Source organism: Microvirgula curvata (genome assembly GCF_054781615.1).
On record NZ_BAAGUB010000033.1, the window covers coordinates 13,129 to 33,907 of the forward strand.

The window sequence follows — 20,779 nt, forward strand, 5'->3', positions numbered from 1 at the left end:
CGTCATGCTCAGAAGGTGAAACCGGTCGCGGTCACTTCGCCGGACAGGTCGCGGATCAGCTCACCCAGCGGGCGCAGTTCCACATAGCGGTTGCACACCCGCTTCAGATAGGTGAGCACGCGCGGGATATCGTTCAGATAGCCGTCCTTGCCGTCACGGTGACTGAGCCGGGCGAAAATGCCGGCGACTTTCAGGTGGCGCTGCACGCCCATCCACTCGTAGTCGCGATACAGCTGGTCGATCGACGGGTCGACCGGCAGGCCGGCCTTGCGCGCCTTTTCCCAGTAGCGGATGACCAGGTCGAGACAGAACTCTTCATCCCACTCGACATAGGCATCTTTCAGCAGCGACACCAGGTCATAGGTGATCGGCCCGTACACCGCATCCTGAAAATCGATGACGCCGGGATTGTCTCCCGCGGACAGCATCAGATTGCGGCTGTGGTAGTCGCGGTGGACGAACACCTTCGGCTGGGCCAGGACATTGGCGACAATCCGTTCGACCGCTTCGTCCCAGACCTTGCGCTGGGCCAGCGTGAATGGTTTTTTCAGATGGGTACCGGCGAACCAGTCCGGAAACAGCGACATTTCCCGCGTCAGCAGCGCGGCATCGTAGTCCGGCAGCACACCGGGGCGGCTGGCGAGCTGGATGCGCACCAGCGCGTCGATGGCATCCAGATACAGTGCGCGGGCGTTGTCGGCATCGAGCACGTCCAGATAGGTGGTCGAGCCGAGGTCTTCCAGCAGCAGGAAGCCCTGATCGAGGTCACTGGCATGGATTTTCGGCACATGCACATCGGCAAACAGTCCGGCGACGTGGATGAACGGCCGGCAGTCCTCGTGCTCGGGCGGCGCATCCATCACCACGACGCTGCGGTCGGGCAGCACCGCGCGGAAGTAGCGGCGGAAGCTCGCATCGCTCGAGGCGGGCGTCAGTTCGAGGTTCGGTACGGCGCACTGGTCACTGACCCAGTTCTGCAGGGTGGAAAGTCGTGTCATCGGGTGTCCGGAATTGCGGCAAATGGCAAACTGTGCGATTTTACGCAAGATTTTCCACTGTCAGCCGGCATAATTCGTCGCAGTCCGACGCCAGGTTGCAGATAATGCTCCCATCGCCGGTTTTTCCACCGCAATCCAGTCCGCCCCCGCCCATGCGCATTTTTCGCGTGACCCCGCTTGTTGCCGCCTTGCTATCCGCATTCGCCGCAGCCGCCGAGCCCGCTCCAGCCACACCGACGACGCCCGCGCAAGCGACCGCCGCCGAACCGGAAACCACCGTCACCGCCGACCAGATCGACGGGATCGTCAATGATCGCCTGCATGCCGAAGGCAATGTCGTCGTCGTTCGCGGCGACCAGACCATCGAGTCAGACTGGCTCGATTACTACCAGGCCAGGGGCCGCGCACTGGCCGGCGACCGGGTCAAGCTGAGCCGCCCGACCGACACCGTCATCGGCCGCGACCTCGACTACGCGATGGACGAAAGCCGCGGCGTGCTGTTCGATGCCGACCTGACCCGCACCGACAGCAAGCTGCGCGGCAAGGGCGAGCGCGTCGACATGACCGGCAAGGACACCTACAACATTTTCCGTGGCCGCTTCACCACCTGTGACCCCGGCCGCGACGACTGGTACATCAACGCCCGCGATATCGACCTCGACTACACCACCAATGTCGGTACCGCCCGCAACGGTTACTTCGAGTTCCAGGGCGTGCCCATCCTGTGGACGCCGTATCTCGACTTCCCGCTCAGCAATGAGCGCAAGTCCGGCCTGCTGATGCCGACCTTCCGCTACGATTCCGGCAACGGCCTCGATTTCACGCTGCCGTACTACTGGAATATCGCACCGAACATGGATGCGACGCTGACGCCGCGCCTGATCGCCAATCGCGGCCTGCAGCTGGGCGGTGAATTCCGCTACCTGCAGCCGGGCTACAGCGGCAGCATTGCGGCTGAAGTGCTCGACGACCGGAAGGAAGGTCAGACGCGCGACTATCTGTCCATCCGCCACAACCAGCAGCTGACACCGGAACTGAATCTGGCGATCAACTACAACCACGCCAGCGACAGCAACTACTTCCGCGACCTCGGCAGCGGCCGTTTTGCCGTGGCCGACAACATCAACCTGCTGCAGGACGTGTCGCTGTACTGGAATCCGGGCTGGGGCAGCTGGACCCTGCGTGCACAGAAATACCAGACGCTGCAGGACCCGGCCGCCCCGGTCGATCCGCCGTACCAGCGCATGCCGCAACTGCTGTTCACCACCGGCACGGACGCGAATATCGGCCTCGGTACCCCGCTGAACCTGAAATTCGATTCGGAATTCGTCAGCTTTGCCCACCCGACCAAGCAGGAAGGCGAGCGCTTCATCGCCTACCCGTCGGTATCGCTGCCGCTGACCAGCAGCTGGGGTTACGTCACACCGAAGTTCGGTGTGCACTACACCGACTACAGCCTGAACAGCCGCTCCGGCACCGACCAGGAACAGGGCAACGAATCGCGCACGCTGCCGATCGTCAGCCTGGATTCGGGCATGTATTTCGAACGGCCATTGAATCTGTTCGGCCGCGACATGGTGCAGACCCTCGAGCCGCGGCTGTACTACGTGAACATCCCGTATCGCGACCAGTCGAAACTGCCGGTGTTCGACACCACGGAAAACACGTTCGACTTCGCGCAGATCTTTACCGAAAACCGCTTTACCGGCGGCGACCGCATCAACGATGCCAACCAGGTCACCTTCGGTGCGACCACGCGCTTTCTCGATCCCGAAAATGGCATCGAGCGCCTGCGCTTCGGCCTGGCCGGCCGCTACTCGTTCATCGACCAGCGCGTGACGCTGCCCGGTGGCACCGCGCCGCAGAAGGGGCTGTCGGACGTACTCGGCACCATCGGCGGCGACCTGAACCGCCGCACGTCGGTCGAAGCCAACTACCAGTGGAACAACACGCTGAAGGAAGCCGAGCGCTACAGCACCGGCATCCGCTACTCGCCCGATCCGGACCGGGTCGCGTCGCTGCGCTACCGCTACGACCGCCAGGTCCAGGTCGGCTCCCAGGTGTATGAAAACCAGCGCCAGATCGACCTCGGCGTCATGTGGCCGATCGCCCCGCGCTGGTATGGCGTGGCACGGGAAAACTACTCGCTGACCGACAGCACGCCGCTGGAACACCTGGCCGGCGTCGAATACCGTGCCGGCTGCTGGGCAGCGCGCTTCGTGGTCCAGCACTATGTATCCAGCCTGAACGACACCAAGACCAGCTATTTCTTCCAGCTGGAGTTGGCGGAATTCGGCCGTCTGGGCAACAATCCCCTCGATGCACTCAAGCTGGCCATCCCTGGCTATACCGAGTCAAACAAGAACGCTATCCTCCAATGAACCTTCGACCGCTCCTCCGCCCCTCCGCCCTGATCCTGGCCGCCAGTCTGCTGGCGCAGCCTGCGCTCGCCGCCGCCGAAGTCCGCACCGCCGACCGTATCGTCGCGGTCGTGAACAAGGGCGTCATCACCCAGCGGCAGTTGTCCGCCCGGGTGGCCGAGGCGGTGCAGCAGCTGAAGAAACAGAATGTGCCGCTGCCTGCCGACGCCGTGCTGGAACAGCAAGTGCTGGACCGCATGGTCAACGAGGAAGTGCTGCTGCAGTACGCGACCAACAATGGCATCCGCATCGACGACAACGAGCTCGACCGGGTGATCGACCGTCTGGCGCAGCAGAACAAGCTGACCACGGCGCAGTTCCGCGACAAGCTCAAGCAGAGCGGGACCAGCGAGCAGGCCTTCCGCGAGACCCTGCGCAAGCAGGTCATGATCGACCGCCTGCGCGAACGCGAAGTCGACAGCAAGGTGTTCGTGTCCGACAGCGAAGTCGATGCCGTACTGAAGAGCGCCGTCAATGCCAGCCGCACCGAATACCGGCTGGCCCATATCCTCGTCTCGCTGCCGGACCAGGCCAATCCGCAGGACATCGCCAAGAAACAGGCGCGTGCCAATGAGGCGATCGCCCTGCTGCAGGCCGGCAAGCCGTTCGCCCAGGTTGCCGCCTCGTTCTCCGATGCCGGCGATGCCCTCAGCGGCGGCGAACTCGGCTGGCGCAGCGCAGCCCGCCTGCCGGCACCGTTCGTCGCGGCCATCGACCCGTTGCAGGTCGGCCAGCACACGCCGATCCTGCGTTCTGCCAACGGCCTGCACATCCTGAAGCTCGAGGAAAAGCGCACCCGCGGCCAGGCGCAGATGGTCGAGCAGACCAGCGTCGCCCATATCCTGGTGCGTACCAACGAGGCGGTCAGCGAACAGGATGCCAAGAACCGCATCCTGCAGATCCGCGACCGCATCCAGAAGGGCATGCCGTTCGCCGAAGCCGCCAAGCTCTACTCCGAGGATGGCAGTGCCGCGCGCGGTGGCGAACTGGGCTGGGTCAACCCCGGCGACATGGTGCCTGATTTCGAGCGCGCCTATCAGGCGCTGAAGCCGGGTCAGTTGTCCGAACCGGTCCGCACCCAGTTCGGCTGGCACCTGATCCAGATCGCCGGTTCGCGCCAGCAGGACGTCGGCAATGAGCGCGAGCGCAACGAAGTCCGCCAGGAACTGCGCGCCCGCAAGGCCGAACAGGCCTACGCCGACTGGATGCGTCAGCTGCGCGACTCGGCCTATGTCCAGGAACGCCTGCAGGAACACTGATCGGCGCGCACGAACATGACCCTTCGCCCCGGCCTGCTGTACCCGGCGCTGCTTGCCGCGCTGCTCGCCGCGCCGGCGGCGAAGGCGGCCGGCGTCGACCGCTACCGCTGCGACAACGGCGTCCGCTTCACCGTGCGCGACATGCCGCTGGACCTGTCCGGCCTGACCCGTGTCGATCTGCGCTACCGTGATCGCCACTACCTGCTGACGCCGGTGGCATCCGAACAGGGCAACCGTTTCGAGAATGCCCAGCTGGTCTGGCAATGGCAGACGGACCCTCCGGGCAGCGCCCTGTTCTGGCGCGGCGCGGATGGTGAACACCGCTTTGCCGAGAATTGCCGCCAGATCGGCTGATATACTGCCTCCCATACCCACGTCCGGCCGCGCGCCGGACGTTCGCATTCATTGCTCGCCATGCTGATTCCCACCCTTGCTGCGGGAACCAGTCCATTACCCGGGATCCCATCATGGAAGACACCGACAAGATCCGCCTGTCCAAGCGCATGTCCGAACTGGGCCTGTGCTCGCGTCGCGAGGCGGACGACTACATTGCCCGCGGTCTGGTTCGCGTTGACGGCGTCGTCGTCAGCGAACTGGGCAGCAAGGTATTCCCGAACCAGCGCATCGACCTCGACCGCGTGGCCAGCGAGGCACAGGCGGCGCGGGTGACCGTGCTGATCAACAAGCCGATCGGCTATGTGTCCGGCCAGGCGGAAAAAGGTTACCAGCCCGCCGCCGCGCTGATCCTGCCGGCCAATCTGTGGGAAGGTGACGCCAGTCGCCAGACCTTCCGGCGCGAGCACCTGCAGGGTCTGGCACCGGCCGGCCGGCTCGACATCGACTCGACCGGCCTGCTGGTGCTGACCCAGGACGGCCGCATCGCCCGGCAGTTGATCGGCGAGGACTCGCCGGTGGACAAGGAATACCTGGTCCGGGTCGAAGGCCGCCTGAATGCCGACGGCCTGCGCCTGCTGAACCACGGCCTGTCGCTCGATGGCGAGGCACTGAAGCCGGCACGGGTGTGGTGGCAGAATCGCGACCAGTTGCGCTTCGTGCTGAACGAGGGCAAGAAGCGCCAGATCCGTCGCATGTGCGAACTGGTCGGCCTGCGGGTGGTCGGCCTCAAGCGCGTGCGCATCGGCAAGGTACTGCTCGGTGACCTGCCGCTCGGCCAGTGGCGCTACCTCGCCCCCGGCGAACGCTTCTGGTAGCAGCCGGCGTCAGCGCGGGCGCAATACCCAGGCCAGCACCAGCAGACCGCCGGCCAGAACCGGCCGGCGCGCCCGCAGGGCCCGGCGGCTGACCGCCAGCAGGCCCAGCCGCAGCACGGTCCGCCCCCGGCCATGCAGCAGGCGGTAGCGCGGCGCCGGCTTCACAGCGCCCCCGTTTTCAGCGGGTCGCCGGTGTCGATCGAAATCCGCCCTTGCTGGACCGCCTGCCGGTACGCATCGTAATCGGCCTCCACCTGGTCGGCATAGCCGTGCGCGTACCGCACCAGCGCATCGACCAGCACCGCACTCTGACCAAAGTAGCCGGCAATTTCCGCAGCCCGACCGCTGGACTTCGCATGCGCGCGCGCCAGCGTGCGGGCACAGACCCGGCCGTACGCTTCCAGCGTGCCGGCATCCATCTCGGCCAGCGACACCGAGGTTTTCATGTCACGCAGCTGCCGCACATAGAAGTGCCGTCCGGCCGGGCCCGTGGTCCAGCCGAGGAACACATCGCTGGCCGCCTGCATCAGCCGCTGGCCGGACACCACCCGCTCCCCCTCATGACTGAAGGCAGAGCGGCCGGTATGACCTTCCAGCACCGACGGTCTGGCCTCCTTGATCTGCAGGAACAGCGGCTCGTCGCCATCGTCCTGCAGCAGCATCACCAGGCAGCGGGTACCGACACTGCCGACCCCGACCACCTTGAATGCCATGTCTTCCATGCGGAACCGTGACAACAGCGCACGACGATCGTCGATCAGCGTGGCCAGGTAGTCCGCCATCATCGGCTCGACCATCGCCTGCCAGTTGCCGGAGGCCAGCCAGCTGTCGTCATTCGGCAGCAGCGAACCGTCGTCATGGGTATGGAACAGTGTCGGCGGCATTTCCTTGAACCGCAGCATGCCATTTTCGACGGTGGTGATCTTCGGCAGCAGTTTTTCATTGGTACGGCCGACCGCCTGCTGCGCCAGCTTGTTGAGTCGCTTCTTCAGCGCCGGGTCGTCCTCGACCCGCTGCTGCAGCATGTCCATCGACACCCGGTCGTACCAGACCGCCATCGCCCCCATGCCGGTCGCACGGTGAACAAAGGCCTGGTAGTTGGTGGTGGCCGCCCGGACAGCCGCCTCGATGGTGGCCGCGGAAAAGCCCTGTTCGCGCCCGGCCAGCACCAGGCTGACCAGCAGGCGCTTCAGATCCCATTCCCATGGTGCGGGATGGGTTTCATCGAAATCGTTGATGTCGAACAGCAGGTTGCGTTCCGGCGAGGCGAAAAAGCCGAAATTCATCAGATGGGCATCGCCACAGGCCTGGACGATGATGCCGCTGTCCGGCCCGGCGGCGAGATCGGCGGCCTGGATCAGCGACACGCCCCGGAAGAAGGCAAACGGCGACGCCAGCATGCGCTGGTAACGCAACGGCACCAGCGCCGGCACCCGCCCCTGGCTGGATGCCTCGATCATGGCGACCGGATCACGCGCCGCGGCCAGCGACAGTTCGCCATGGCTGCGGCGCGGGGTGAAGCGGCGTTGCGTCTTGCCATCGACATAGCGCTGCTGGGAACGGGAAAGCGTCATGGCGAAACTCCGCGGGCAGGACGAACGTATTCAGGATAGTGGCTGGCCGGACACCCGGCCAGCCCGGTCATGCCGTCTCTCAGACGCGGATCTGGCCGTCGCCGAGCACAATCCACTTCTCGCTGGTCAGCCCCAGCAGCCCGACCGGACCACGCGCATGGATCTTGTCGGTGGAAATGCCGATTTCGGCACCCAGCCCGTACTCGAAACCATCGGCAAAACGGCTGCTGGCATTGACCATCACCGAGCTGGAGTCCACCTCGCGCAGGAAACGGCGCGCCGACGTGTAATTCTCGGTCACGATCACATCGGTGTGATGGCTGCCGTAGTGGTTGATATGCGCGATCGCGCTGTCCAGCCCGTCAACCACCTTCAGCGCCAGGATCGGCGCCGCATATTCGGTAAACCAGTCGTCTTCGGTCGCCGCCGCCACCCTGTCCGCACCGACCAGCGCGCGCACCGTGTCGTCACCGCGCAACTCGACGCCCTTGTCGAGGTAGATCGCGCAGATCTGCGGCAGGAACTCCGCCGCGACCACCGCATTCACCAGCAGCGTTTCCATGGTGTTGCAGGTGCCGTAGCGCTGGGTCTTGGCGTTGTCGCAGATCGACAGCGCCTTGACCAGATCGGCGTCGACGTCGACATAGGTATGACAGTTGCCGTCCAGATGCTTGATGACCGGCACCCGCGCCTCGGCGCTGATGCGGGCGATCAGCCCCTTGCCGCCGCGCGGCACGATCACGTCGACGTATTCGGGCATGGTGATCAGCTGGCCGACGGCAGCACGGTCGGTCGTCTCCACCACCTGCACGGCGGTGGCCGGCAGCCCGGCCTGCTCCAGCCCGGCGCTGACGCAATCGGCAATGGCGCGATTCGAGCGGATCGCTTCGCTGCCGCCGCGCAGAATCACCGCGTTGCCGGCCTTCAGGCACAGGCCGGCGGCATCGGCGGTCACGTTCGGGCGGGCTTCATAGATGATGCCGATCACGCCGAGCGGCACCCGCATCTTGCCGAGCTGGATGCCGGACGGCCGGTAGGCGAAGCCGCCCATCTCGCCGACCGGATCCGGCAGCGTGGCAATCTGGCGCAGCCCTTCTGACATGGTCGCAATGGTCTTTTCGTTCAGCGTCAGCCGGTCGATCATCGCCGGTGCCAGGCCATCGGCCAGCGCGGCGGCCACATCCTCGGCATTGGCTTCGAGCAGCGCGTCGGTGGCCGCATCGATCGCATCGGCAATCGCGTGCAGCGCGGTATTCTTGGTCAGCGTGTCGGCGCGCGCCATCTCGCGGCTGGCGGCGCGGGCGGCACGGCCCAGTTCGTGCATATAGGTCTGGATGTCCATCTCGCGTTTCCTCGGAATATGCCGTCGATGTTACAACAGTCAGCGAAGCCGGCGCGCCCCGCCATCAATCGTCGTGCAGCAGTCGCCGCTTCGCGAACTGGACGCCGAACCACACGCAGGCGGCGATCGGCACGATGGCCAGGCCGGTGGCCAGTTCGGGATTCACATGCCAGCCGGCAGCCTTGACCGCCTTGGCCGCATACGCAAACAGGCCGACGGCATAGTAGGTCAGCACGCCGACCGACAGCCCTTCGACCGTTTCCTGCAGTCGCAGTTGCAGCTCGGCACGCCGGTCCATCGACTGCAGCAGTTGCTGGTTCTGCTGTTGCAGGCCGACCTCGATGCGGGTCCGCATCAGCGCCGTTGCACGCTGCAGCCGCGTCGACAGCCGTTCCTGGCGCCGGGTGGCGGTTTCGCAGGTCGCCATGGCCGGCGCCAGCCGGCGCTCCATGAATTCGCGAAACGGCTGCAGACCGGCAATGCGCGACTCGCGCAGCTCGCCGATGCGCCGCCCGACCAGTTCGTAATAGGCGCTGGCAGCGGAAAAACGGTATTGGCTGGCACTGACGGCATCCTCCAGTTGCGCCGACAGCCCGGCCAGATCGGCCAGCAGCGCCGGCTCTTCGTCGGTCGCGCGCAGCCGCCGCGTCGCATCGCGCAAGGCGACACCGAGCAGGTCCAGTTCGCGGATCTGCTGCTTGGCCAGCGGCAGTGCCAGCAGCGCCAGCATGCGGTAGGTCTCGATCTCGAACAGACGACCGAGCATGCGCCCGGCCTGGCGGGCGCTCATGTCGCGGTTCAGCATCACGTAGCGCACGAAGCCGACTCCGGCATAGGCGTCGTCATGCAGCCGCAGGTCGGTCAGCGCCATCGCATTGCCGTCGGCCAGGTCGGCGCCGATCAGGTCATGGGCGGAAAACCACCGGGCCGCCATCTGGTCCAGCTGCCCGGCGGCGCCGGCATCGATGATCAGCGCATGGACGCCGGCCAGCATCTGCCCGGGCACGGTTTCCAGCCAGTCGTCCGGGATATGGGTCAGCGCGTTCTGCACGAACGGATCGCCGCCGGTCCCGTCCAGACCGAAGATGTAATTGACGAATTCGGTATGTCGCGACCAGCTGACGGTCAGCTCGCCGGCCCGGCCGACATAGTGCGTGGCGCCAGCCGGCGGCGCATCCATGCCGAGGCGGGCCGCCAGTGCGGACACGGCGGCCAGTTGCTCGCCGCTGTCGCGCTCGAAGAAAAACGTCAGTGACGTCAACCGGGCCGGCGCGGCCACCGGCAGCGAAGGTCGGGCATGGGCTTCGTCATTCAGTTCGGTCCGAAGCGGGTGCAGTGAGAGCGAGATCATGCGGCGATTCTCAGAGGGTATGTTGACGTTGTAAAGCAGCGTTCCTGCCGGGGCTGACCGCCTCAATAGACCAAAAAGAAATTACGTAAGGATTTTCCATTATTTTTTGGAATATTCGTTTCGCCTTAGCATGGCTCCACGCTACCCCACACCCACGGAGTCCCCCCGATGAAACGCACCCTGCTCTTCGCCGCGCTGCTGGCCACCGCCGGCCATGCCCTCGCTGCCGACTACAAACTGCTGAACGTGTCGTATGACCCGACGCGCGAGCTGTACAAGGACGTGAATGCGTCCTTCGTCAAGGAATGGCAGGGCAAGCATCCGGGCAATACCCTGACCATCCAGCAGTCGCATGGTGGCTCGGGCAAGCAGGCCCGCTCGGTCATCGACGGCATTCCGGCCGATGTGGTGACGCTGGCGCTGGCCTGGGACATCGACGAAATCGCCGAACGCACCAGGGCGCTGCCGGCCAACTGGCAGAGCCGCCTGCCGCACAATGCCAGCCCGTACACCTCGACCATCGTGTTCCTGGTCCGCAAGGGCAATCCGAAGAACATCAGGGACTGGGGCGACCTGGTCAAGCCGGGCGTACAGGTCATCACCCCGAACCCGAAAACCTCCGGTGGCGCACGCTGGAACTACCTCGCGGCCTGGGGCTGGGCGCTGAAGCAGCCTGGCGGCAACGCCCAGACCGCCACCGCCTACCTGAAGGAACTGTTCAGGCACGTGCCGGTGCTGGATACCGGCGCACGCGGCGCGACCATGACCTTTGTCGAACGCGGGATGGGCGATGTGCTGCTGGCCTGGGAAAACGAAGCGCTGATGTCGAAGAAGGAGCTGGGTCCGGACAAGTTCGACATCGTCGCCCCGAGCGTGTCCATTCTGGCCGAACCGCCGGTGGCGGTGGTCGACAGGAACGTCGACAAGAAGGGCACCCGTGCCATCGCCACGGATTACCTGAACTACCTGTACACGCCGGCAGCGCAGACCCTCATTGCCGAGAACTACTATCGCCCGATCGACAAGAATGTCGCTGCCAAATACGCGTCGCAGTTCCCGAACGTAAAGCTGTTCACCATCCAGTCGCTCGGTGGCTGGGCGAAGGTCGCTCACACCCACTTTGCCGACGGCGGCGTGTTCGACAGGATTTCGGTCAAGTAAGCAGACTGGCCATGCAGGCGGACGCCCGTCGCTTTCGGTCCGGCTGAAGTAAGAACAACGTCCGGCCCGGCATCGGTTAGAATGCGCATCGAAGTCAGCCGGACAGTCGCCGCCCGTTCGCGGGGGGAGGAAAGTCCGGGCTCCACAGAGCAGGATGCCGGCTAACGGCCGGGCGTCGCGAGGCGACGGAAAGTGGAACAGAGAGCAGAACCGCCGATGGCCGGGCAACCGGCACAGGCAAGGGTGAAAAGGTGGATTCCTTCGGGAACGGATCGGGCAACCGGTCCCGGTAAGAGCGCACCGCGGACGTGGCGACACGGACGGCAGGCTAAACCCCATCCGGAGCAAGACCAAGCAGGGAGCGCCAACGCGGCTCGCGTTGTTCCCGGGTAGGTTGCTGGAGCGTGCGGGTAACCGTACGCCTAGAGGAATGACTGTCTGGGACGGGCAACCGTCCGACACAGAACCCGGCTTACAGGCTGACTTCGCCAGATGCAGACAAAACCCCCGCACGCCACGTGCGGGGGTTTTGTTTTCAGACAGCGTTCCTCTTTATCCGCTACGACCCAAGCTGACGAACGAGGGTTAGCGGCATGACCAGCGTGAGGGGATGATGACTGAGCGGCGTGAATCCATAGCGGCTGTAGAACCGCGCTGCGTCGTCGTCCTTGGCATCGACCACAACGGCATTGATTCCTATCGACGCAGATAGTGACTCGACCCGCTTCAGCGCATCCAGCAGCAGCGTCTCTCCATATCCCTTCCCTTGCGAGGCCCCATCCACCGCCAACCGGCCCATGCGGGCAACCGGTATCACTCGGGGACGTTTTCTGGCCAGCCCGGGCGGAAAGTTCCCGGTAGGAATCTCGCTGGTCGCAAGCGCATAAAACCCAAGGATCTTGTCCGGTTCAGCGAGACTGGCAAGGACGAACGTCCTCGACAGGTCCTTCAATTGGTGCTGCCCGGCAACCTCCGCCAGCCAGCGGTCCAGTTCAGCGTGACCACAACGAAACGCACCACGCTCATGCGTCGAATTCAAAGGTTGAATCCGTGCCTGCATGAGGAACCTTTCTGGCGGAATAGCGTTCATGAGCGCCACGCAAGGCAGCATTGGGCTCGGATGGATGGTCCAGCAACTGACAGAAGCGCCTGGCCTCCTCATCGGACAATAAGAGAGATCGCTCCCTGGCCAGCACCTTTTCCGCGGCATCCAGCGCCGCCTGGACAACAAACTGGTTAAGCGTCGCGCCGGTCAGATCGGCAGCCTGCTGCAGGTGCTCCTGCACGCTCTGTGGAACACGCGCCGATATCCTCCCCCGGGCCGCAGCGGGGACAACCCGCTCTTTTGCTAGCGTCATTTCACTTCTCCCGGATACGTTGGCATCCGTGCAATCCATGTCAGAGAAACCGGCGTACGCCAGTATCAGTGCCATTATGGCACCACAAAAACAATAATGGCGCCAAAATGGCGCCATTATTGCTGATTGCTACGGCTTCGGTTTGGCTGCCGGTGTCGGCGCCGGGCAGGCGCAGGCGGCCGGCTTTTTTTTCTTCACCGTCTTCTTCCCGGTTTTTTTCCGCGCCGGCGCCTTGGTCGGCTTCAGCGCCGGCCGCACCAGCGGTTCGGCCACCGGCGCGGAGTAGATCGGCGGATACATATCGGTCACCACCGGCGCCGGCGGCACGGCCACCGTGCACAGCAGATTGCCGCGCACATAGCGCTGCCCGCGCCACAGGGTATTGGTAATGCCGCTGGTCTGGTTCGACAGCTGGTAGCTGGTGCAGCCACGCGCCTGCGCCTCCCGCGCCGCATAGTGCGACAGCGCCTCGTACAGCTGCGGCTGGCCCAGTCCCATATACGGCGCCCAGACGGTCAGCTCGGCGTCCTGGCCGCTGCTGAGCGGTCGCGCCGCATACTGGTACAGATTGCCGTCATCGAAGCCATGGTTGGGGGAGTTGACGCCGACAGCGGCGCAACCGCCGAGCAACGCAGGAATCAGGAACAGGCCGAGTCTTTTCATGGGGGGGATTATGTCATGACGACCGTGTGGGCCCCGGGTCGACGACGGGTGCAAAGTGAATATTCTGCCATTGCCGGGCCCGCGCCGGCACGCGGCACGTGCCTCATGCGGGATATCGATTGAAAGCGCACAAAATTTAGGCAAAAAGCTTTTTACCCGCTGTGGAAAAGCGATTAAAATGGCGCCCCTCGCTGCCCAATTGCCTATTTTTTAAGCACACATGAACATCGGTCCGCATCGTCTCCCCAACAAGCTTGTCGTCGCGCCGATGGCAGGGGTCACCGATCGTCCGTTCCGCATGCTGTGCCGGCGTTTCGGCGCCGGGCTGGCGGTCAGCGAGATGATTGCCGCGAATACCGCACTGGCCACCACCCGCAAGACGCTGAAGCGGGCCGACCACAGTGGCGAACCGGCACCGATCTCGGTACAGATCGCCGGCGCCGATCCGGCGCAGATGGCCGAAGCGGCCCGGCGCAATGTCGATTACGGCGCTGCCATCATCGACATCAATATGGGCTGCCCGGCCAAGAAGGTCTGCAATGTCGCCGCCGGCAGCGCGCTGCTGCGTGACGAGGCGCTGGTCGGCCGCATTCTGGAAGCCGTGGTCGGCGCAGTCGACGTGCCGGTCACGCTGAAGACCCGCACCGGCTGGAGCCGCGACCATCGCAATGCGCTGACCGTGGCCCGCATCGCCGAGGCCGCCGGCATCCAGGCACTGGCGCTGCACGGCCGCACGCGCGAGGACCTGTATCGCGGCGACGCCGAATACGACACCATCGCGGCGGTCAAGGCGGCGGTCTCGATCCCGGTCATCGCCAACGGCGACATCGATTCGCCGGAGAAAGCCCGCGCCGTGCTGGCGCACACCGGCGCCGACGCGATCATGATCGGCCGCGCCGCCCAGGGCCGGCCGTGGATCTTCCGCGAGATCCAGCACTATCTGGACACCGGCACCCGTCTGCCGCCGCCGGAGATCCGCGAAGTGCGCGGCGTGCTGCTGGAACACCTTGATGACCTGTATGGCTTCTATGGTGAATACCAGGGCTGCCGCGTCGCCCGCAAGCACATCGCCTGGTATACCAACGGCCTGCGCGATGCCAATGCGTTCCGGCAGGCGATGTACCAGCTGGAATCCACCGCCGGTCAGCACCGGGCGGTGGCCGACTATTTCGACCGCCTGGCCGAGCACGGTTCACGGCTCGACTATGCACAGTAACCCGCCTTCCGGACGGACGGCGACTTGTTCAACCTCGACGGCACGACAACAATGACACCACGCCACGACCATCTTTCCGAATCCATCCGGCTCGCCATGGAGCAGTATTTCCAGGATCTGGACGGAGAACAGCCGTGCGCCATCTACGACATGGTGCTGGCGCGGGTGGAAAAGCCGTTGCTCGAGGTCGTGCTCGATTACGCCGGCGGCAACCAGACCCGTGCCGCCGACCTGCTGGGCCTGAACCGGAATACGCTCAGGAAAAAGATGAAGATGTACCAGATGCTGTAAGCCCGGCGGGTCATGACGCCGGGAGGCGCCATGATCCGACCGCGACCGTGAACAGGCTCCTTTCCCTTTCGACTCTCACATCCATCAAGGCTGTCATGACCAAAATCGAACGCGCGCTGATCAGCGTTTCCGACAAGACCGGCATTCTCGACTTCGCCCGCGGCCTCGCCGCCCATGGCGTGGAAATCCTCTCCACCGGCGGCACTGCCAAGTTGCTGGCCGACAACAATGTGCCGGTCATCGAGGTCGCCGACTACACCGGCTTCCCGGAAATGCTCGATGGCCGGGTCAAGACCCTGCATCCGAAAATCCATGGCGGCATTCTCGGTCGCCGCGATCTGCCGGAACATGTCGCCAAGATGGTCGAACACGGCATCGGCAACATCGACCTGGTGTGCGTGAACCTGTATCCGTTCGAGTCCACCGTTGCCGATCCCGACTGCACCATCGAGGACGCCATCGAGAACATCGACATCGGCGGCCCGACCATGGTCCGCTCGGCAGCCAAGAACTGGGCCCACGTCGCCATCGTCACCGACAGTGCCGACTACGCACCGCTGCTCGAAGAACTGGGTTCGACCACCGGCGCCCTGTCGCGCGCCACGCGCTTCTCGCTGGCCAAGAAGGCCTTCACCCACACCGCCGCCTATGACGGCGCGATCAGCAACTGGCTGACTTCGCTGTCCGATGGCGAACTCAGCGGCAAGCCGAGCCGGGTCATCTTCCCGAACCGCCTCAATGTCCAGCTGGTCAAGGCCCAGGACATGCGCTACGGCGAAAATCCGCACCAGGCCGCCGCGTTCTACCGCGACCTCGACCCGGCACCGGGCGCCCTTGCCCACTACAGGCAGCTGCAGGGCAAGGAACTCAGCTACAACAACATCGCCGATGCCGATGCGGCATGGGAAGCGGTCAAGACCTTCGAGGATGCCGCCTGCGTGATCGTCAAGCACGCGAACCCGTGCGGTGTCGCCGTCGCAGCCGATCCGCTGACCGCCTACCGGCTGGCGTTCGCGACCGATACCACCAGTGCCTTCGGCGGCATCATCGCCTTCAACCGCGAGGTGGACGGCCCGACCGTCGAGGCCGTGACCGGCCAGTTCCTCGAAGTGCTGATCGCGCCGTCGTTCACCGACGAAGCGCGCCAGCTGATCGCGGCGAAGAAAAACGTCCGCGTGCTGGAAGTGCCGGTTGCCGCCGGCTCGAACCGCTTCGAGCTGAAGCGCGTTGGCGGCGGCGTGCTGGTACAGACGCCGGACATCAAGAACGTCACCGCCGCCGAGCTGAAGGTGGTCACCAAAGCCCAGCCGACCGCGCAACAGCTTGGCGACCTGCTGTTCGCCTGGCGTGTGGCCAAGTTCGTCAAGTCGAACGCCATCGTGTTCGTTGCCAACGGCCAGACCGCCGGCATCGGCGCCGGCCAGATGAGCCGCGTCGACTCGACCCGCATCGCTGCCCGCAAGGCGCAGGATGCCGGTCTGGCACTGAAGAACGCCGTGGCCGCGTCGGATGCGTTCTTCCCGTTCCGCGACGGGGTCGACGTGATCGCCGAGCAGGGCATCGCCGCCATCATCCAGCCGGGTGGCTCGATGCGTGACGAGGAAGTGATCGCCGCAGCTGACGAACACGGCATCGCCATGGTATTTACCGGCTTCCGCCACTTCCGCCACTAAGCCCGTGACCAGGAAAAAAACACCCCTGCTGCTGTTTCTGGCCATTCTGGCGCTGGCGGGCATCGTGCTGGCCGTCCTGGTCCGCATGCTGACCACCACGCCGGCTGCCGCCGTGTCCGCTGCCCCCGCCGCCACGGCGGTGGCGGTGGCACCGGCACCCGACGGCCGGACGCTGGAACGCGGTCTCGAGCACTATCGCAGCGCGCAGAAGATGAGCGCCGGTCCGAAACCCGGTCGCTGGCTGGTCGATGCCGAGACCCAGAACGGCCCGACCCGCCTCGACGGCCACTTCCTCGCCCCGCAGTTCTTCACCGCCGCCGACGGTGTGCATTACGCGCTGACCGCCTTCGTGGCCGACACCGTGGATGCACAGGGCGACGGCATGGACAGCTTCGCGGCTTCCGGCCAGGTGCGAACGCTGCTGTTCGCCGACCAGGCCGGCGACTTCGTGCTGAAGGACAGCCGTACCCTGACCGCCGGTACCCAGGGCATGGCGCCCGGGGTCCGGCTGGTCCGGCTCGGCGAGCAGGCCTGGGGCTGGCAGATCAGCAATGGCTGGACGCACATGGGCTACAGCCGCGAGAACGTCGAATTCTTCGCTGCGCGCGACGGCCATATCGTCCCGATGGGCGAGCTGGTCACCAGCGCCAGCGATGCCGGCACCTGCCCCGATGCGTCGAACTGCCCGGTCAGCACCGAGCTGACCGCCAGCTGGCGCCTGGTTCCCGAGGCGGGCAAGCCGTTCTATTCACTGGAAGTCGACTGGAGCGGACGGCTGCGCGGGCAGGCCATCCAGCGCAAAATGACACTGCAACCGGATGCGGCCACCCTGCGCTATCCGGTGCCCAAAGCATTCAACATCTCGTTCTAGGCCTGGCCGACGAACGGACCACCGGGGTCGTCGCTGACGGCCCGTGTCGCAGACATTGAGGAAACAGCATGAAAGTCATGGTCATCGGCGGGGGCGGTCGCGAGCATGCGCTCGCCTGGCGCATCGCCAAATCGCCCCGCGTCTCCAAGGTCTTCGTTGCCCCCGGCAACGCCGGTACGGCGCTCGACCCGCACCTGACCAATATCGCCGTCACCGACATTCCCGCGCTGGTGGCATTCGCCCGCGACGAGGACGTTGCGCTGACCGTGGTCGGACCGGAAGCGCCGCTGGCGGCCGGCGTGGTCGATGCGTTCCGCGCGGCCGGGCTGAAGATCTTCGGCCCGACCCAGTATGCGGCCCAGCTTGAATCGTCCAAGGACTTCGCCAAGGCATTCATGAAGCGCCATGGCATTCCGACCGCCGCTTATGAAACCTTCAGCGATGCCGCCGCCGCGCACGCGTATATCGACCGCAAGGGCGCACCGATCGTCATCAAGGCCGATGGCCTGGCCGCCGGCAAGGGTGTGATCGTGGCAATGACGCCGGAAGAAGCGCATGCCGCCATCGACGACATGCTGCTCGGCAACAAGATGGGCGACGCCGGTCACCGTGTGGTGATCGAGGACTTCCTCGTCGGCGAGGAAGCCAGCTTCATCGTCATGGTCGACGGCGACCATGTGCTGCCGATGGCCACCAGCCAGGACCACAAGCGCCTGCTGGACCACGACCAGGGCCCGAACACCGGCGGCATGGGTGCCTACAGCCCGGCACCGGTGGTCACCCCCGGCGTCCATGCCCGGGTGATGCGCGAAATCATCCTGCCGACGCTCGAAGGCATGAAGAAGGACGGCCACGTCTACACCGGCTTCCTGTATGCCGGGCTGATGATCGATGCCCAGGGCTCGCCGTCGGTGATCGAGTTCAACTGCCGCTTCGGCGACCCGGAGACCCAGCCGATCATGCTGCGACTGAAGTCCGACTTCACCGTACTGCTGGAAGCCGGCGTCAATGGCCGCCTGGACAAGGTAGAGGCCGAATGGGATCGCCGCGTGGCACTGGGTGTCGTGCTCGCCGCCGGCAACTACCCGGAAACGCCGAAGGCCGGCGACGTGATCAACGGCCTGCCGGCAGAAAGCGCCGACTGCGTCGTGTTCCATGCCGGCACCCGCTTCAACGAGCAGCAGCAGGTCGTTACCGCCGGCGGCCGCGTGCTGTGCGTGACGGCGCTCGGCGACAGCGTGCGCATGGCCCAGCACCGCGCCTATGAAGTGGCCGACCAGATCTACTTCGACGGCCGGCAGATGCGCCGTGACATCGGCGCCCGGGCACTGGCGCGTCGTCCCGCCTGAGCGGAGGGGTGAGCAGCGACGCCACAGCGGCCGTCGCTGCTCACCCATGCCGCTACAGCAGCACCGGCCGGTCCGGCAGCTCGTTCGGCCCGCCACCGGCCGGGAAATGGGTCGCAATGACCCCGGTCACCGCCGCAATGCCGTCCAGCGCACCGCCACGGAAGTCGCGGCGGCCAAAGGCCGTTTCCATCTGCTCGCAAATCCCGGCCCAGCCGGCCGCCCCCACCCTGGCATCGATGCCGCGATCGGCAACGATTTCGACCGCCCGGTCCGCCAGCAGCACATAAACCAGCACGCCGTTATTGTGCTCGGTATCCCAGACCCGCAGCAGCGAAAACACCTCGATGGCGCGGCTCTGCGCCGTGCGCCCGCCCAGGATCGCCCCCGGCGACAGCGCATCCTCGACCGCAAAGCGCACCTGCCCGCCATGGCGGCTTTCACCGCTGGCGATGGCGGCCTCGATCGCCGCCAGCGTCGCCGGCGGAAATGCCTGCCGCTGGCGCCAGCGTGTCATGCCCAGATGCCTGAACAGGCGTTTGCATACTGTCATTACCATTTTCCCGAAGCCCCACCACCACCAAAGCCCCCACCGCCGCCACCGAATCCGCCGCCGCGTCCGCCACCACCACCGAAGCCCCCGCCGCCAAAGCCGCCACCGGTCCCCACGATGCCGAGCAGGGTCAGCACGAAGGACAGCGCACCGGCACCGAGCGTCAGCAGCAAGGGGGTGGCAAACAGCCATTCGAACACCGCCGCCGTCCCCGCCCCCAGCAGCAGTGCGGCCGGCAGCCGGCCCAGCATGCTGCGCAGCAGCCCGCCCAGCACGAACACCGGCACCACGGCAAACACCAGCAGGTCCAGCCCGCCACCGCCGTTCTCGCCACGCGGCGCCTGCGGCGCCGGCAGGGGCTCGCCATCGATGACCGCCATCATGCTGTCTAGGCCGGCATCGATGCCGGCATAGAAATCGCCGTCACGGAAATGCGGCACGATGATTTCGCTGATGATCCGCTTGGCGGTCGCGTCATTCAGCGCGCCCTCCAGCCCGTAGCCGACCTCGATGCGCAGGCTGCGGTCATTCCTGGCCACGATCAGCAGTGCCCCGTCGTCGACCTTCTTGCGCCCGAGCTTCCATTGCTCGACCACCCGCATGCCGTATTGCTCGATGCTGTCGTCGCCAGTGGTCGGCACGATCAGCAGCGCCAGCTGGCTGCCCTTCTTCGCCTCGAAGGCCTGCAGCTTCTGCTCCAGCGCGGCGCGCTGCCCGGCGTCCAGCGTATCGGTCAGATCGGTCACCCGCGCGGTCAGCGCCGGCACCGCCACCGGCCCGGCGGCGGCGAACAGGCTGCAGACCAGGGCCACTGCCGTCAGCAGGGTCCTGGTCGTGGCGGCAAGGGTCATTTCGTCGTGCCCGGTGCCGCAGCGGCAGGCGCCGCCGGCGTGGTGCCGAAATCGACCGTCGGCGCCGTCGAGATGGCGCGTTCGTTTTCCACCGTGAAGTTCGGCTTGACCTTGTAGCCGAATGCCATGGCGGTCAGGTTGGACGGGAAGCTGCGCACGGTCAGGTTATAGTCCTGCACCGACTGGATATAGCGGTTGCGGGCCACGGTAATGCGGTTCTCGGTGCCTTCCAGTTGCGCCTGCAGATCGCGGAAGCCGGTATTGGCCTTCAGGTCCGGATAGTTCTCCGACACCACCAGCAGGCGCGACAGCGCGCTGCTCAGACCGGCCTGCGCCGACTGGAAGCGGGCAAACGCCTCCGGGTCGTTGACCAGTTCCGGCGAGGCCTGGATGCTGCCCACCCGCGCCCGTGCCTCGGTGACCTGGGTCAGCACTTTTTCCTCGTGCGTCGCATAGCCCTTGACCGTATTGACCAGATTCGGCACCAGATCGGCACGACGCTGGTACTGGTTCACCACTTCAGCCCAGCTGGCCTTGATCTGCTCGTCATTGGCCTGCAGCGTGTTGTAGCCGCAACCGGACAGGCTCAGCACCCATGCGGCGATCAACAGTTTCCATAGCGTGCGCATTTATCGACTCCC

General features: G+C 65.4%; 21 protein-coding genes and 1 other RNA gene. 11 read left to right on the top strand and 11 right to left on the bottom strand.

The window, feature by feature from the left end; all coding sequences use genetic code 11:
* Positions 1-8: 8 nt before the first annotated feature.
* Positions 9-998, bottom strand: a complete 990-nt coding sequence (locus tag ACYVG8_RS14610; protein ID WP_028499468.1) for an aminoglycoside phosphotransferase family protein — start codon at positions 996-998, stop codon at positions 9-11.
* 167 nt (positions 999-1,165) lie between these two features.
* Here ACYVG8_RS14610 and ACYVG8_RS14615 point away from each other — a divergent pair, with 167 nt between their 5' ends.
* From ACYVG8_RS14615 to ACYVG8_RS14630, 4 genes are all read left to right on the top strand, one after another.
* Positions 1,166-3,379 (top strand): LPS-assembly protein LptD, encoded by a 2,214-nt coding sequence (locus ACYVG8_RS14615; protein WP_158537485.1) that lies wholly within the window; start codon positions 1,166-1,168, stop codon positions 3,377-3,379.
* Complete coding sequence (locus tag ACYVG8_RS14620; RefSeq protein WP_028499470.1) at positions 3,376-4,677, top strand: peptidylprolyl isomerase; 1,302 nt, start codon at positions 3,376-3,378, stop codon at positions 4,675-4,677. Before ACYVG8_RS14615 ends, ACYVG8_RS14620 begins: the two co-directional genes overlap by 4 nt.
* A gap of 15 nt (positions 4,678-4,692) precedes the next feature.
* Positions 4,693-5,031 carry an MliC family protein gene (locus ACYVG8_RS14625; RefSeq protein WP_028499471.1) on the top strand — a complete coding sequence of 113 codons (339 nt, stop codon included), beginning with the start codon at positions 4,693-4,695 and terminating at the stop codon, positions 5,029-5,031.
* Between the two features lie 113 nt (positions 5,032-5,144).
* Complete coding sequence (locus ACYVG8_RS14630; protein ID WP_036386099.1) at positions 5,145-5,888, top strand: pseudouridine synthase; 744 nt, start codon at positions 5,145-5,147, stop codon at positions 5,886-5,888.
* A gap of 9 nt (positions 5,889-5,897) precedes the next feature.
* Here the strand turns inward: ACYVG8_RS14630 and ACYVG8_RS14635 are convergent, their stop codons facing one another.
* From ACYVG8_RS14635 to ACYVG8_RS14650, 4 genes are all read right to left on the bottom strand, one after another.
* On the bottom strand, positions 5,898-6,053 hold the full coding sequence (locus ACYVG8_RS14635; protein ID WP_159075961.1) for a hypothetical protein: 156 nt from the start codon (positions 6,051-6,053) through the stop codon (positions 5,898-5,900).
* On the bottom strand, positions 6,050-7,462 hold the full coding sequence (locus ACYVG8_RS14640; RefSeq protein WP_051528894.1) for a DUF2252 domain-containing protein: 1,413 nt from the start codon (positions 7,460-7,462) through the stop codon (positions 6,050-6,052). The genes ACYVG8_RS14635 and ACYVG8_RS14640 overlap by 4 nt, the downstream gene beginning before the upstream one ends.
* A 79-nt stretch (positions 7,463-7,541) precedes the next feature.
* Positions 7,542-8,804, bottom strand: a complete 1,263-nt coding sequence (locus tag ACYVG8_RS14645; protein ID WP_028499473.1) for a glutamate-5-semialdehyde dehydrogenase — start codon at positions 8,802-8,804, stop codon at positions 7,542-7,544.
* A 64-nt stretch (positions 8,805-8,868) separates the two neighbouring features.
* Positions 8,869-10,155, bottom strand: coding sequence for a DUF3422 family protein (locus ACYVG8_RS14650; protein WP_028499474.1), 1,287 nt, complete (start codon positions 10,153-10,155; stop codon positions 8,869-8,871).
* 168 nt (positions 10,156-10,323) lie between these two features.
* On the opposite strand from ACYVG8_RS14650, the gene ACYVG8_RS14655 reads away from it, so the two are divergent.
* Together ACYVG8_RS14655 and rnpB are read left to right on the top strand one after the other, a co-directional pair.
* The gene (locus tag ACYVG8_RS14655; protein WP_315385936.1) at positions 10,324-11,316 is read left to right on the top strand and encodes a sulfate ABC transporter substrate-binding protein; all 993 of its coding nucleotides are present in this window, start codon (positions 10,324-10,326) and stop codon (positions 11,314-11,316) included.
* 90 nt (positions 11,317-11,406) lie between these two features.
* Positions 11,407-11,807, top strand: an RNA gene (gene rnpB, locus ACYVG8_RS14660) — RNase P RNA component class A.
* A gap of 68 nt (positions 11,808-11,875) precedes the next feature.
* On the opposite strand, the gene ACYVG8_RS14665 is transcribed toward rnpB, so the two are convergent.
* Genes ACYVG8_RS14665 through ACYVG8_RS14675 form a run of 3 tightly spaced genes read right to left on the bottom strand, consistent with a single transcriptional unit; the run spans position 11,876 to position 13,337 of the window.
* Positions 11,876-12,376 (bottom strand): GNAT family N-acetyltransferase, encoded by a 501-nt coding sequence (locus ACYVG8_RS14665; RefSeq protein ID WP_460746164.1) that lies wholly within the window; start codon positions 12,374-12,376, stop codon positions 11,876-11,878.
* The gene (locus tag ACYVG8_RS14670) at positions 12,339-12,749 is read right to left on the bottom strand and encodes a type II toxin-antitoxin system TacA family antitoxin (RefSeq protein ID WP_460746166.1); all 411 of its coding nucleotides are present in this window, start codon (positions 12,747-12,749) and stop codon (positions 12,339-12,341) included. Before ACYVG8_RS14670 ends, ACYVG8_RS14665 begins: the two co-directional genes overlap by 38 nt.
* Before the next feature lie 54 nt (positions 12,750-12,803).
* The gene (locus ACYVG8_RS14675) at positions 12,804-13,337 is read right to left on the bottom strand and encodes a hypothetical protein (RefSeq protein ID WP_460746167.1); all 534 of its coding nucleotides are present in this window, start codon (positions 13,335-13,337) and stop codon (positions 12,804-12,806) included.
* Positions 13,338-13,557: 220 nt separating this feature from the next.
* Between ACYVG8_RS14675 and dusB the strand changes: the two genes are divergently transcribed.
* The 5 genes from dusB (at position 13,558) to purD (ending at position 18,737) form a co-directional block, all read left to right on the top strand.
* Positions 13,558-14,553 (top strand): tRNA dihydrouridine synthase DusB, encoded by a 996-nt coding sequence (gene dusB, locus ACYVG8_RS14680; protein WP_107889056.1) that lies wholly within the window; start codon positions 13,558-13,560, stop codon positions 14,551-14,553.
* Positions 14,554-14,604: 51 nt separating this feature from the next.
* The gene (locus tag ACYVG8_RS14685) at positions 14,605-14,844 is read left to right on the top strand and encodes a helix-turn-helix domain-containing protein (RefSeq protein ID WP_028499480.1); all 240 of its coding nucleotides are present in this window, start codon (positions 14,605-14,607) and stop codon (positions 14,842-14,844) included.
* Positions 14,845-14,939: 95 nt separating this feature from the next.
* A complete protein-coding gene (gene purH, locus ACYVG8_RS14690) occupies positions 14,940-16,517 on the top strand; it encodes a bifunctional phosphoribosylaminoimidazolecarboxamide formyltransferase/IMP cyclohydrolase (RefSeq protein ID WP_107889055.1) in 1,578 nt (525 codons plus the stop codon).
* 4 nt (positions 16,518-16,521) lie between these two features.
* On the top strand, positions 16,522-17,388 hold the full coding sequence (locus ACYVG8_RS14695) for a hypothetical protein (protein WP_107889054.1): 867 nt from the start codon (positions 16,522-16,524) through the stop codon (positions 17,386-17,388).
* 68 nt (positions 17,389-17,456) lie between these two features.
* Positions 17,457-18,737: a phosphoribosylamine--glycine ligase gene (gene purD, locus ACYVG8_RS14700; RefSeq protein ID WP_028499483.1), complete on the top strand. Its 1,281-nt coding sequence runs from the start codon at positions 17,457-17,459 to the stop codon at positions 18,735-18,737.
* A gap of 52 nt (positions 18,738-18,789) precedes the next feature.
* Here purD and ACYVG8_RS14705 read toward each other — a convergent pair whose 3' ends face one another.
* Genes ACYVG8_RS14705 through ACYVG8_RS14715 form a run of 3 tightly spaced genes read right to left on the bottom strand, consistent with a single transcriptional unit; the run spans position 18,790 to position 20,767 of the window.
* The gene (locus ACYVG8_RS14705) at positions 18,790-19,287 is read right to left on the bottom strand and encodes a TPM domain-containing protein (RefSeq protein ID WP_460746169.1); all 498 of its coding nucleotides are present in this window, start codon (positions 19,285-19,287) and stop codon (positions 18,790-18,792) included.
* Entirely contained in the window at positions 19,287-20,138 is an 852-nt protein-coding gene (locus ACYVG8_RS14710) for a TPM domain-containing protein (protein WP_028499485.1), read from the bottom strand. The genes ACYVG8_RS14705 and ACYVG8_RS14710 overlap by 1 nt, the downstream gene beginning before the upstream one ends.
* On the bottom strand, positions 20,135-20,767 hold the full coding sequence (locus tag ACYVG8_RS14715) for a LemA family protein (protein ID WP_112692834.1): 633 nt from the start codon (positions 20,765-20,767) through the stop codon (positions 20,135-20,137). Before ACYVG8_RS14715 ends, ACYVG8_RS14710 begins: the two co-directional genes overlap by 4 nt.
* Positions 20,768-20,779 lie beyond the last annotated feature (12 nt).